This window comes from Rhodoferax sp. LS1R11 (genome assembly GCF_056521395.1).
In genome coordinates this window covers 22217-35363 of the sequence record NZ_JBWMAW010000020.1, presented here as the reverse complement: position 1 = coordinate 35363, position 13147 = coordinate 22217, and the positions used below count along the sequence as shown (strand labels likewise).

Genomic DNA, 13147 nt, shown 5'->3' with positions numbered 1-13147 from the left:
TGGCGGTGTCGCGTATTCTGGTCAAAGCAGAATAACCCACTCCACGCAGGCCAGGCGGCAAGCGAAGATAATGAACACTCAGCCAAGCCCCCTTGTTTGACCATGAACTCCCCGACCGCGCCCCACATTCTTGTCATTGACGACGATCTCAGCATTCGCGAACTGGTGGTCGAGTACCTGAGCAACAACGACATGCGCGTGAGCGCCGGCGCCTGCGGACGCGACATGTTTGACTTGTTCGACCGGGAGGCCATCGACCTCGTCCTGCTCGACTTGAGATTGCCCGGAGAAGACGGCATGCAACTGGCATGCACCTTGCGCGAGCGGGCGGCGGTGCCGATTGTTTTTCTGACCGGACGCAACGAAGAAGCTGACCGCGTGATGGGGCTGGAACTAGGCGCCGACGACTATGTCACCAAACCCTTCAGCCCGCGCGAACTGCTGGCCCGGGTACGTGCGGTATTGCGCCGCTACCAAGTGCAAGCCACCCTGCCCGATCGCGACCATAGCCGCCGGGCGCCCCAACGAGTGCTGACGCGGGATCAGCTGCTGTCGATGTCGCGCCTGCACGAGGCCGAAGTGTATGACCGCTCGGTTGACGTTCAAATCCGGCGGCTCCGGATGAAGATGGAAGTCGACTCGGCCAATCCCACCCTGATCGTGACGGAACGCGGTGCGGGGTATTTGCTGGCCAGCGCGGTTGAGACGCTTTACTGAATTCGTTTATTTAATATAAAAAAGGCCTGTAGCCCTTATCCAACGGGCGTAAGTAGCTATTAATTCAATAGCATCTACAGCAACTGACAAAGATCGATGCATTCCCGGCGCATAGATGACAGAACATTAGGGGCTGTGGGCGCGCATACTGCGAACATGATTGAAGATAGACCCTGTTGAGTCGGCCTTTGACGCCATTCAGTACAACGACGCACCAATGACTTCGGAAGACCCCCCCGGCTTCAACGCTCGCCTGTGGCGGCGTTATGTCACGATTGCCAGTCCCTACTGGCTCTCGGATGAACGCTGGCGTGCCAGGAGTATGCTGGCCCTGCTGGTCCTGCTGCTGCTGGGGCAAACTGCATTCAACGTGCTGTTCAACCACGAGTCGGGAGAATTCACCTCCGCGCTGGCCGCGCGTGATGCCAATCGGTTTTGGGCCTCGATCTGGCGCTACACAGCCATCCTGGTGGCTGCGGTACCGATCTATGCTTTGTACTACTACGTGCGCGACACGCTCGGGTTGCGCTGGCGCCGCTGGCTGACCGACAGCTTTTTGACGCGTTACTTCAGCCACCGGGCCTATTACCGGCTCAACACGGCGACCGGAATCGATAATCCCGACCAGCGCATTGCCGAAGACATCAACAGCTTCACCCAGCAATCGCTCTACTTCTCGATGATCGCTCTGGGGTCGGTGATTCAACTGGTGGCATTCTCCAGCGTGCTGTGGACCATCTCGCAGGGCCTGGTCTACTTCCTGATCGGCTACGCCGTGTTGAGCACGGTGTTCACGGGTTCCGTATTTGGCAAACAACTGATTGGCTTGAACTTTCGACAGCTGCAGCGCGAAGCGGACTTTCGCTTCAGTCTGGTGCGGGTACGTGAACACGCCGAACCGATCGCTTTTCACGATGGAGAGGCGCGCGAGATGTCCGCGCTGCAACGCATCTTCGCCGCCGCCTACGCCAACTACCAACACGTACTGCGGTGGCAATTCAAGCTCAACCTCTTCCAGTACGCCCATAGCTTTATAACGATCGTGTTGCCGACCGTGATCATCGCCAATGACGTGCTCTCCGGACGTCTGGAGGTGGGCCGGGCTATCCAGGCCGCTGGCGCCTTTGCGGCCATCTTGAGTGCACTCACGGTCATCGTTGACCATTTTGAAAGTCTCAGCCGCTTTTCTGCAGGGGTGGACCGACTGAATGCTTTCTCGGACGCATTGGGAGTTGAAGCTGACCCAACCGCCGCCGCGGTCGACGATGGCATGCAGATCCGCACCTCGCATGGCTTTGGACTGTCACTTGAACGGCTAACCATTCTCACACCCAACCGAGAGCACCTGCTGGTGCAAGACATCACACTGACCGTGAACCCGGGCGAGGGGCTGCTGATCGTCGGGCCTAGCGGCACAGGCAAGAGCTCGCTGCTGCGCGTGATTGCAGGGCTCTGGAATACGGGCTCGGGCGAGGTAACCCGTCCCACCGGGCTGGACATGCTGTTTCTGCCCCAGCAACCCTACCTGCCTCTGGGGAACCTGCGCTGCCAGTTAACCTACCCTCAGACCGATCGCGACATCTCGGACGAAGAATTGCTGCAGTGGCTGGAGCGAGTGAACCTGCCAACGCTGGCTGAGCGATTTGGCGGTTTGGATGCCGAACTGGATTGGTCACGGGTGCTGTCTGTCGGTGAGCAGCAACGGCTGGCCTTCGCAAGAGCCTTGCTCGCCAAGCCGCGCTACTTGCTGCTGGATGAAGCCACAAGCGCGCTGGATGCCAGAAACGAAGAGCTCCTGTATAGCCAACTGATCGGCCTGTCGATTACCCCGATCAGCGTCAGCCATCACTTCACCATTCTGAGGCACCACCACCAGGTGCTGGAGCTACCCGGTGACGGCCGCTGGACGCTGCGCGCGGCAGATGGTTTTATTTAGTGTTCACGGCCAGTGGCCTTGCTGAAAAATGAGCCTGGCGGATCAGTCGCTCCAAGTTGGTCATACTTCCGCTGAGGCGGTTGAATTTCCTATCCGAGGAATTCGCGCATTCAATAGTTGTTGCGATTTGAGACCTGCCCCTGACTTTCTGCGTAAACGCTGGCCAATGAGCACTGCGCTGGTGCTCTCCTTGCTGATTCACGCGCTGCTGCTGAGCCTGGCTTTTGGTAGTCAGGGACTCGGGCTTCCGGGCTTGGACTTTCCTTGGCGAGAAAGGCGGTTCGAGGCCGACGATCTGCGCATGACACTGGTACCGGCGCAGGTCACGGCAGCGACGCCGGCATTGATCGAGCCGTCGGCACATCTCATGCCGACAGGCGTGGCCAAGCCAGAGCCTATGGCCGTGCCCGGTGAAATGCTTGTGATGGCGCCATCTCCCGCCGGTGAGCCGGAAAGCGTTGCGTCCCCGCCGATCCCTGCACCCACCTCGACTGCTTCGGTGCAGCCCGAAACGAGCAACAAGGTGACCGACACTCCATCGGTCCCGATGCCTGAGATTGCAGCAGCGCCAAGCACCACGAGCCCGGCGGTCTTGAAAACGACACCCCAGGATGCAAGCGATGCAGCGCAGAAGCAAATCGACCTGGAGATTCGGGAGCGTTCCCTTGAACTGGCCAAAGTCAATGTTGCGAAGCAGGAGGCACAACAGCAGGCAGAACGTCTGCAGGCGGCACGACAGGCGGTTGCGCTGCAGGAGATTGAGCGCGCCGAGGCTGTGCGGGTCGACGCCGAGCGTCAAGAGGCTTCGCGGCAAGCGATTACCCGTAAGGAAGCTGCGCAAGTTCAGGTCGAACGTCTGGCTGCCGCAAAACAGGCGACCGTTCGGCAGGACGCTGAGCGGTTGGAGACTGCGCGAGTGGACGCCGAGCGCCAAGAGGCGGTACGGCAGGCAGTTGCTCGCAAGGAAGCGGCGCAGGCTGAGGTGGAACGACTGGAGGCTGCACGGCAAGAGGCAGCAAGGCAGGAACAGGAGCGGCAAGTGGCCGCGCGGGCTGAGCAGGAGGCAAAACGCGAGGCGGTGCTTCGAGCGATAGGTAGACAATTGGACGAAGAGGCTGACCGGCGCGACGCGGCTCGCTCGTCATCTGCGCCCCTGACTTCGTCGAGTACCGCACGACGAGGCAGGCTCTTCGGGCGGACCGACCCCAACACTGAACTCATCCTTTACGCGGAAGCCTGGGGCCGAAAGATCGAGTTGAACATGACCATCGACATGGTCCGCGAAGCGGCGAAGCAGCGTCATACCAATCCCCTCGTGACAGTGGCACTTCGAAGCGACGGCTCCGTTGAGTCGGTGACTTTCGTTGTCTCCAGCGGCGTGGCGGAAATCGACGCGGCGATAAGACGCATCGTCCAAAGCCAAGCGCCCTATCCCTCGTTCCCACCGGGTCTGGCTCGCGAATACGACGTGATCGAGATCCGTCGGAATTGGTCCTTTGACATGGCTGTTCGGCTATTTTGATGCGAAAGCGGGTGAAGGCGGGTCATTGACATGCTGGCAGCGCGGGCGTCATGATCATGGGCTGGCGGGGTAAGCCCGCCGCCACTCACGGTGAGAACGGCCCTGAACTTTTCCTCGTTCCGCAAAATCGTCAGTCACGCCACATGACATGACTGACGCCTGCAGTCAGCTAGAACGGTACGGCAGCTTTAATCCAGAGCGCAGTGCCTTGAGTTGTGTTCTGCACACCAGTCTCCTGCGTGAGCTTTGCCGTAATAAACCAATGATTTGCGTTCTCGTACTTGATGGATGGTCCAAAAGCGAATGCTTTTGCCCTGTTTCCATTATTTTGCGCGCCAGTTCCACTGTCGTCGGTCAGCTGTTGCCGTAGATAGCCACCAACGCCTACGACCCATCCATTTCCTAATCCATACCCTGCGGAATAGTCAAGAAAGACCTCATTGCCAGATGTGTAGCCAGTGGCTGAGTTTGAACTGTTGAAGTTGAAGGTCAGCTTGAAATCGCCATTAAACCCAGATTTATCGATATAGCTGAGGGCGTACAGGGGCTGAATCGAGTAGTAGTTCCGGCCGATGTTTACGGCTTCATTTTTGTCGTATCCGCCAGTCGGCAGTACAAAATCGATACCCATCGCGGTGTGTAACTGCGGTGAGTAATGCTTTCCAATGCCCGCTCCAATGGTGATATCACCCAGTCCAACTTTAGTCTGCGAACCACCGACACTGACGTTTACCAAGGGAATGATTGTGTGAACAAGGAGATTGCCACCAAAAATTTGGTTTGGAGTTGACCAAATAAGACGAGTTGCTGCTGCGGCAACATTGAGCTTGAAGCCTGGAATTGGGATCGTGTTGCCGCTGTTGTCCTTGACACTATCGGATGTGTACATTTGACCGTACTCCAATACATAAAACCCAGGAGGCGGGGGTGCCCCTACCAGGTAATTTTCGGTTCCACCTGGGTAAGTAGAGCCTCCACCTTCAGTAGCTTGTGCAATGTTGCTTGCCGCGCACAGAGCAAAAACAGTCAAACCGCAGTTGACCTTGCTAGATATCTTCATTTGTGTCTCCTCATGTAATAAATATTTTTGATCTGATGAACATTTCATATTGATCATCAGATTCAAAGACCCGATTGACTTGGTAGTCGCTGCGGATGCTATTCATTGCCGGGCACATTCAACACAAACAATAGTTACATTTTCACCGGGTGAAATGTTGTTTCTTTCCTGATCCGTTTGCGATTCCTGGTGAATTTCTTCACATTGCGCAAATCAGAAAAATCTGGCGGCCTGCGCGGAGGGCGCTTCTTTGCTGAACCGGGTCGACGCACTCGAAGAATTTTCAGCCCTGCTGAATCACGATTGGGCCTTCCCAGTTCAACAACGAATCGAAGAGATAAGGATCACAGTTTCACACAGTGAAACATTGAAACATTTCTATTCAAGAGGTGACCTCTATCGTTCAATATTGGCATCAGAAAAAAAGACTACACCTTTGGGATCGCATGCGATTTAAAAGTCTGTAGATCCAGTGAATACAGGTCATTGCACCACTCACACATAACAGGAGACAAGTGCCATGGATTTAAGTGGAAAAGTAGCCGTCGTAACTGGCGCAGCCGGAGGCATCGGAGCTGCTATTGCGTGCGCATTCGCAAACGCAGGTGCCAAAGTCGTTCTGGGCGACATTCAAGTGGACAAGGGTCAAGAGGTATCCAAGAGGATCAATGAAGATGGTGGATCTTCTGTCTTTGCGACGCACGACACGACGGATGAAGTTGCATGGGCCAACATCATTGACATCGCACTCGATACCTTTGGTGGTCTGGACATACTTGTAAACAATGCCGCGATTGAGCAAGCATGTTTCATCGAAAACATTGAGGTCACTGACATTGAAAAGCTGATGAAGGTTAACGTGACCGGAGTTCTCATCGGGCACAAGCATGCTGTTCGTGTAATGAAGCCAGGTGGTCGTGCAGGCAACGGTGGCAGCATTGTCAATATCTCTTCAGTAGCCGGACTCATAGGAACGCCAGGCCTGGGCGTTTATTCGGCTTCAAAGGGTGCTATCCGGTTGCTTACAAAGGCAGCTGCGGTGGAGTTTGGACGACTTGGATATGGCATCCGAGTGAACTCAATACACCCTGGCTTTGTCGACACTGACATGGGGGTAAAACTTCTGGATGACTTTACGTCTTTGGGCATGTTCAAGGACCGAGAAGATGCCTATATCCAGATGAAGGCGGCTCATCCTCTCGGCATCACAGGCCTACCGCGCGACATTGCAAACGCAGCTCTGTTCCTAGCATCGGACATGTCGCGCTGGATGTCTGGATCGGAATTAGTGGCTGACGGTGCCATGACAGTCAGCTAACAACTCAAGGAATTCTATGTTGCTAAAAGGGAAGACCGCCCTGGTCACGGGCGGAGCTTTGGGTATCGGACGTTCGATATCCGAAATATTTGCAAGAGAAGGTGCGAATGTCATGGTCTGTGACGTTCTGGATGACGTGGGAAAAAAAACGGTGGCAGCGATAAATGCGGCCGGAGGTAAAGCAGCGTACTGCAATCTTGATGTGACTAATCCTGAGCACCACGCCAGAGCCTTGATGGAGATTGAGTCGACCTTTGGAGGGCTGGACATCGCCTGCAATAACGCGGGAATCAGCGGAGAATTTCGCAAGACTGCAGATCACACGCCAGAGACTTGGCAGAAAGTTATCGATATCAACCTGACGGGCGTGTTCCTTGGCGTGCGTCTTCAACTGCCCGTCATGCTGAAGCGTGGGGGTGGATCAATTGTCAATATTTCATCTATCTTGGGGCAAGTTGGTCATGAAGATCTTGCGCCCTATGTGGCCGCAAAACATGGGGTCGTCGGTCTGACACGCACTGTCGCGTTGGAATACGGACGTAGCGGCATCCGGTGCAATGCGGTAGGCCCAGCTTTCATTAGAACCCGGCTGATTGACAACCTTCCTGCCGAAAGTCAGCAAGCACTTGCCTCATTGCATGCGCTTGGGCGTCTGGGCGAAGTATCTGAAGTTGCTGAATTGGTTTGCTGGCTTTCTAGCGACAAGGCCAGCTTCATTACCGGCAATTACTACCCAGCAGACGGTGGCTATTTGTCTCGATAAACAAGCTACAGCGCAAATTTCATTCACAACCACAAGGAGACAACTATGAATATCGAAGTAACACAATCCTCTGATGAAGACCTTTCAAATGCCAACCGCCGTACCGTACTCGGGGTGGGCGGTGCAATGGGTCTGGCAATGCTCAGCCCGGCCTCTCTTTTTGCACAAACGGCCGATGCAAATACTCTCAAAGTGGGTTTCATCAGTCCACGCACGGGTCCACTGGCCGGATTTGGTGAGTCGGATGGCTATGTATTGGAACAAGCCCGCAAAGCACTTAAAGGCGGGCTTTCAATCGGTGGAAAGAAGTACAGCGTAGAAATATTGGATCGCGATACGCAATCTGATCCATCCCGCGCAAGCCAATTGGCAAAAACACTCATCAATAGCGACAAGGTCGATTTGATTCTTGTAACGTCGGCACCAGAAACCGTTAACCCTGTGTCTGACGCATGTGAGGCAGCAGGTGTTCCGTGTGTGTCCACAGTTGTGCCTTGGGAAGCTTGGTACTTTGGTCGCGGCGGAAAGCCTGGCGAACCCTCTCCTTTCAAGTGGAGCTATCATTTTTCTTTCGGCGTTGGAGAGTTCGTCACAGCCTACGTCTCGCAATGGTCAAAATTAAGCACCAACAAGAAGGTTGCAGCCTTGTATCCAAACGATGCAGACGGCAATGCCATTCGTGCGAATTTGGCACCCGCCTTGGCAAAGGCCGGATTTACCATCGTGGATGCAGGACCGTACGAAACAGGAACAACCGATTTTTCAGCCCAAATTGCGAAATTCAAGGCTGAGAAATGCGAGATATTCAACACCTTTCCGATACCACCCGATTTCGCAACGTTTTGGCGTCAGGCTGCGCAACAAGGCTTTACCAAGACCGTCAAGATCGTGCAAACCGCAAAGACGGGTTTGTTTGCATCAAATGTCGAAGCACTAGGCTCACTTGGATTCAACATCTCAAGCGCTGCCTATTGGCATAAGGATTTTCCATATAAATCGATCCTGACGGGGCTGTCGGGTGCTCAATTGGTTGCCGGATACGAAGCAGCCGCAAACAAGCAATGGAATCAGCAAATGGGAGCATCAATGTCACTGTTGGACGTGGGCTTTGAGGCGCTAAAAACAAGTGCTAACCCAAAAGACAAGTCAAGCGTCGCTGCGGCGCTCAGCAAGCTCAAGGTAACCACCATGGTTGGAAACATAGACTTTACAAAAGGGCCCGTTCCAAACGTCGCTACGGCCCCACTGATTGGCACTCAATGGGTAAAAGCACCTCCAGGAGCTAAATACAAGTATGACTACGTCATCACGGAGAACGCAGCTGATCCGAAAGTACCTCTTTCGGCAAAACTTATTTCGTACTCCTGATTTCATTTGACCTTCTCCTCAATATCCACTTGAACTCTATGTCTGTTGCTGATTCATTTAAAGTTCCACCTCTCATTGATGCACGCGGCATTCATAAGAGTTACGGCTCTCTTGCGGTTTTGAACAATGTCGATTTCGATGTTCAACCGGGAGATGCGGTGGGTATTGTTGGGCCAAACGGTGCGGGAAAAACAACGCTGCTTACCGTCTTGTCCGGGACAAACTTGGCAAGTAGAGGGGCAGTCTACTTTCAGGGCGTCGATGTGAGTACCTTGGGCGCCTCACAAAGATGCAGGCTTGGCATTGCGAGAACGCACCAAGTACCCAGGCCATTTTTAGGAATGACTGTTTTCGAAAACGTATTTGCGGCGGCCACACACGGAGGAGGTTTTCAACAAGATGAAGCATATGCCCGGAGCCTTGATGCACTGGACATTTGTGGAATGAACAGCGTGGCAAATCGCAAGGCCGAATCGCTTGGCTTGCTAGACCGCAAGCGTCTTGAGTTAACACGAGCCTTGTCCACGGACCCGCGCCTGCTTCTTTTGGATGAAATTGGTGGTGGGCTTACCGATGGAGAAGCATCAGAGCTCGTTGAGACGATAAAAAAACTGCATGCGCGAAAGATCGGCATCGTGTGGATCGAACATATTGTTCATGTGTTGCTTCAGGTGGTGAATCGGTTGGTGTGCATGGATTCGGGACGCGTATTGGCTAAAGGCAATCCGCAAGAGGTGTTGGCAGACCCAGCAGTTGTAGAGGCTTATCTGGGTACCGCGCTATGAGTTTATTGAAAATTTCGAGTCTGGACGCAAGCCATGGTCTGCTGAAAGCGGTTAATAACTTTTCATTAACTATCGATGATGGTGAAAAGATCGCATTGGTCGGCGCCAACGGCGCGGGAAAAACCACTTTGCTACGCACATTGTCCGGAGTCCATCCCGTTGGCGCTGGGAAAATTGAATTTGAAGGGTGCGACATTTCCAGCATGGACGCTTACAAGCGCTCGTCTATTGGATTGGCTTTGGTTCCGGAAGGTCGCCGTCTGTTCAATTCGATGACAGTTTCTGAAAATCTGTTGATTGCTCAATCAGCGAATCGCGATGGTGTTTGGAATTTTGATTCCGTATTGGAAGCGCTGCCGCAGCTGAAAGAGAAATTGAATGCGCCAGCCGGAACCCTCTCCGGTGGCCAGCAGCAAGCGGTCGCAATTGGTCGTGCGCTCATGACCAACCCCAAACTCTTGCTGTTGGACGAAGTTTCGCTTGGTTTGTCTCCTCTTGCCGTGCAGTCAGTCTATGACTCACTGGCAAAATTATTTGAATCGAAGACAGCGCTGGTCCTGGTCGAGCAGGATCTGAAGCGAGCAATGCATGTTGCTGATCGAATTGTTTGCATGCTAGAGGGAAAAATAGTCGCAATAGGAAGATCTAACGAAATGTCGCGCGAAGAGATATTGAATTACTACTTTGGACATGACGGATCAAAAGTCTGATTTCACACTATGCCAATCATCAATCAAATCATCCAAGGTTTACTATTAGGTGGCTACTACGCACTACTGGCATGCGGACTGTCGTTCATGTTTGGAGTCATGCGGCTGATCAATTTGGCCCATGGAAGCCTTGCGGTGGTGGCGGCGTACGCACTATTCGTATTGGCAGACAGATACGGAATAAATCCATTTTTAGGGCTCATTGTGGTTATTCCAGCCATGGCCATTCTTGGATGGGTTTTGCATCGTCTTATCCTTGAGCGAAGCGCCCGGGCGGGACCACTGGTTCCATTGTTGAGCACATTTGGTTTGACCGGCGTATTGGACAATTTAATGTTCCAGTCTTTTGGCGCAGATACACGCTCTCTGGCACCTTACATTGATTCTCTAAGCTATGACAGCTTTACGCTTGTGGGCGATATATCTGTCGGCTACCTGGCAGCATTAAATCTTGCGGTTTCTATTCTGCTACTGGGCGGTTTGAACCTCATGCTGAAGAAAACAGCGCTTGGAAGAAGAATTCGAGCGGCTTCCGAGGACCCTGATACCGCGCAACTTGTTGGCGTCGATTCACGGACTACTTACGCAATTGCGACGGCCATTTCTATGGCGCTGGTTGCTGTCGCAGGCGCATTTTTGGCGATGCGCGCAACTTTTGATCCTTACACTGGACCCATGCAACTGATATTTGCATTCGAGGCCATCATCATCGGTGGCACCGGGTCAATGTGGGGAACTTTGGTTGGTGGACTCGTACTTGGTGTGGCGCAAAGCCTCGGTGCGCTCATTCATCCTCAGGGTTTTCTAATTGCTGGGCACATCACCTTTTTGCTGGTTCTGTTGTTGAGAATATATGTTCAAACTTCGTTCCGAAATATTCTTCAATCTCTTCGCAAGAAGATCGCCTGATACATCCTATGTACGCTAATCACGATCCAAAAATAGCACGCTGGAATGCGGTTTCTATCGCAGCAATTTCTTCAGTTCTAGTTGCTCAGGTGCTACTGGTATTTGCTCCATACTTTTTCAGTGCAAACATAGTTGAAAGGCTGACGACACTTTTCATCTATGGAATTTTGGCACTGATGTGGAATGCGCTTGCCGGGTACGCGGGTCTTTTGTCAGTCGGTCACCAGGCATTTTTTGGTCTCGGTGCGTATGCGACAGTACGACTAGCCGATATGGGAATGAACGCGTACCCCGCGATGTTGGTGGGTGCCGTGTCAATTGCAGTTATTTCTGTGCCGCTGTCTTTCTTCATGTTACGACTTAAAGAGGGAGAGTTCGCAATTGGTATGTGGGTGATGGCTTCTCTGACGCATCTTCTGGTCAATTTGGACAGCTTGGTGCAGGGTGAAACGGGAACTTCGCTGATTGCGTTGCAAAAGTATGACCCTGATACACGTCGCGCGTACACCTATTGGGCTGCGTTGGGCATGATGGCGCTTTTGGGATGGCTCGTTTTTTGGATGTTGCGCGGCAAGGTGGGAATTGCGGCGCAAGCCATACGTGACAATGAAGAAGCAGCGTCTTCGGTGGGTGTTGATGTGAAGTCAACCAAGCGCTTAATTTTTATCTTGTCAGCCTTTGGAGTGGCTGCGGCAGGTGCACTCTGGCTGGCCACAGCCATCACATTTCAACCAAAGACGTATTTCAGCGTTCAATGGTCTGCATACATGATCTTCATGGTGCTTGTGGGGGGAATTGGAACTTACGAGGGGCCAATTCTCGGTGCGATTCTGTTCTTTGCAGTGGAGTCAATCTTTGGCGGTCAGGGCGTAACGTATCTGATTGGTCTCGGCCTAGTCGCTGTATTGTTTGCCCTCCTTCTGCCGCGCGGAATTTGGGGCGCAGTGGAAAGCAAGTTTGGGATCCGTTTGCTGCCTGTAGGCTATCGGGTTGTTTTCTCCACCATCGTGAAGCCTCGCACTTGACGCTGCAGTCACATATTTTTCAGGACCTTACGTATGGACCATAAGAACCTTATCGCAATTGACATTCATACCCATGCTGAAGTGAGTTGCAGAAATCCATTTGACAACTACGGCGAGGAATATGACCGAGCCGCCGACAAATACTTTGGCAATAGTCAGCGACCAACCATTTCGGAAACGGTGGCCTACTACCGTGAGCGAAAGATCGGACTGATCATGTTCACTGTTGATGCAGAGACCCAAATGGGACGCAAACGCATACCAAATGAGGAGATCGCCGAGGCTGCCAGAGCCAATTCCGACATGATGATGGCATTCGCTAGTATCGACCCGCACAAGGGAAAGATGGGCGCCCGTGAAGCACGTCGCCTCATTGAGGAATTTGGCGTCAAGGGATTCAAGTTTCATCCAACAGTCCAAGGCTACCACCCTTACGACAAGATGGCCTGGCCAATTTATGAGGTCATAGCAGAGTACAAAATGCCTGCGATATTCCACACTGGTCACAGTGGGATCGGAAGTGGCATGCGTTGTGGTGGAGGTCTGCGACTTGCATATAGCAATCCCATGCACTTAGATGATGTTGCAATCGACTTTCCCGACATGCAAATTGTTATGGCGCACCCCAGTTTCCCCTGGCAGGATGAGGCGCTGAGCGTTGCGATGCATAAGCCCAATGTTTGGATTGACCTCAGTGGCTGGAGCCCCAAGTATTTTCCTAAACAATTGGTTCAGTACGCAAACACACTACTCAAGGATCGTATCCTTTTTGGCAGCGACTATCCTTTAATTACCCCGGAAAGATGGATGAAGGATTTTGAAGTGGCCGGATTCAAGCCTGAAGTAATGCCGGGAATTTTAAAGAACAATGCCATAAGGCTACTGGGACTGGAGAACAATTAGTTGACGGTATTTTGATGCTGTTCTACATGATGCTGATCAAAAATTCTTTGGATAGCGCCTGCATAGGCGTCTTCCGCCTCACTGACACTGGACGCCGTTAGTCCCATTTTTCGGAGTAGTCCATCTTCAAG

General features: G+C 52.9%; 12 protein-coding genes. 11 read left to right on the top strand and 1 reads right to left on the bottom strand.

Annotated features, from left to right (window positions below; translation table 11 throughout):
- Positions 1–102: 102 nt before the first annotated feature.
- The 3 genes from AC097N_RS18810 (at position 103) to AC097N_RS18800 (ending at position 4175) form a co-directional block, all read left to right on the top strand.
- The gene (locus tag AC097N_RS18810; RefSeq protein WP_479583597.1) at positions 103–717 is read left to right on the top strand and encodes a response regulator transcription factor; all 615 of its coding nucleotides are present in this window, start codon (positions 103–105) and stop codon (positions 715–717) included.
- 217 nt (positions 718–934) lie between these two features.
- On the top strand, positions 935–2653 hold the full coding sequence (locus AC097N_RS18805) for an ABC transporter ATP-binding protein/permease (RefSeq protein WP_479583628.1): 1719 nt from the start codon (positions 935–937) through the stop codon (positions 2651–2653).
- Between the two features lie 166 nt (positions 2654–2819).
- Complete coding sequence (locus tag AC097N_RS18800; protein WP_479583596.1) at positions 2820–4175, top strand: TonB C-terminal domain-containing protein; 1356 nt, start codon at positions 2820–2822, stop codon at positions 4173–4175.
- A gap of 169 nt (positions 4176–4344) precedes the next feature.
- Here AC097N_RS18800 and AC097N_RS18795 read toward each other — a convergent pair whose 3' ends face one another.
- Positions 4345–5235: a SphA family protein gene (locus AC097N_RS18795; RefSeq protein WP_479583595.1), complete on the bottom strand. Its 891-nt coding sequence runs from the start codon at positions 5233–5235 to the stop codon at positions 4345–4347.
- A 520-nt stretch (positions 5236–5755) separates the two neighbouring features.
- Between AC097N_RS18795 and AC097N_RS18790 the strand changes: the two genes are divergently transcribed.
- From AC097N_RS18790 to AC097N_RS18755, 8 genes are read left to right on the top strand one after another with little or no spacing between them, the layout of a single operon-like run.
- A complete protein-coding gene (locus AC097N_RS18790; RefSeq protein ID WP_479583594.1) occupies positions 5756–6553 on the top strand; it encodes an SDR family NAD(P)-dependent oxidoreductase in 798 nt (265 codons plus the stop codon).
- A gap of 16 nt (positions 6554–6569) precedes the next feature.
- Positions 6570–7316, top strand: coding sequence for an SDR family NAD(P)-dependent oxidoreductase (locus AC097N_RS18785; RefSeq protein ID WP_479583593.1), 747 nt, complete (start codon positions 6570–6572; stop codon positions 7314–7316).
- A 45-nt stretch (positions 7317–7361) separates the two neighbouring features.
- Entirely contained in the window at positions 7362–8684 is a 1323-nt protein-coding gene (locus AC097N_RS18780; protein WP_479583592.1) for an ABC transporter substrate-binding protein, read from the top strand.
- 38 nt (positions 8685–8722) lie between these two features.
- Complete coding sequence (locus tag AC097N_RS18775) at positions 8723–9469, top strand: ABC transporter ATP-binding protein (RefSeq protein WP_479583591.1); 747 nt, start codon at positions 8723–8725, stop codon at positions 9467–9469.
- Entirely contained in the window at positions 9466–10179 is a 714-nt protein-coding gene (locus AC097N_RS18770) for an ABC transporter ATP-binding protein (RefSeq protein ID WP_479583590.1), read from the top strand. The genes AC097N_RS18775 and AC097N_RS18770 overlap by 4 nt, the downstream gene beginning before the upstream one ends.
- A gap of 9 nt (positions 10180–10188) precedes the next feature.
- Complete coding sequence (locus AC097N_RS18765; RefSeq protein ID WP_479583589.1) at positions 10189–11088, top strand: branched-chain amino acid ABC transporter permease; 900 nt, start codon at positions 10189–10191, stop codon at positions 11086–11088.
- Between the two features lie 8 nt (positions 11089–11096).
- Complete coding sequence (locus AC097N_RS18760) at positions 11097–12113, top strand: branched-chain amino acid ABC transporter permease (RefSeq protein ID WP_479583588.1); 1017 nt, start codon at positions 11097–11099, stop codon at positions 12111–12113.
- Between the two features lie 33 nt (positions 12114–12146).
- Entirely contained in the window at positions 12147–13016 is an 870-nt protein-coding gene (locus AC097N_RS18755) for an amidohydrolase family protein (protein WP_479583587.1), read from the top strand.
- Positions 13017–13147: the final 131 nt, after the last annotated feature.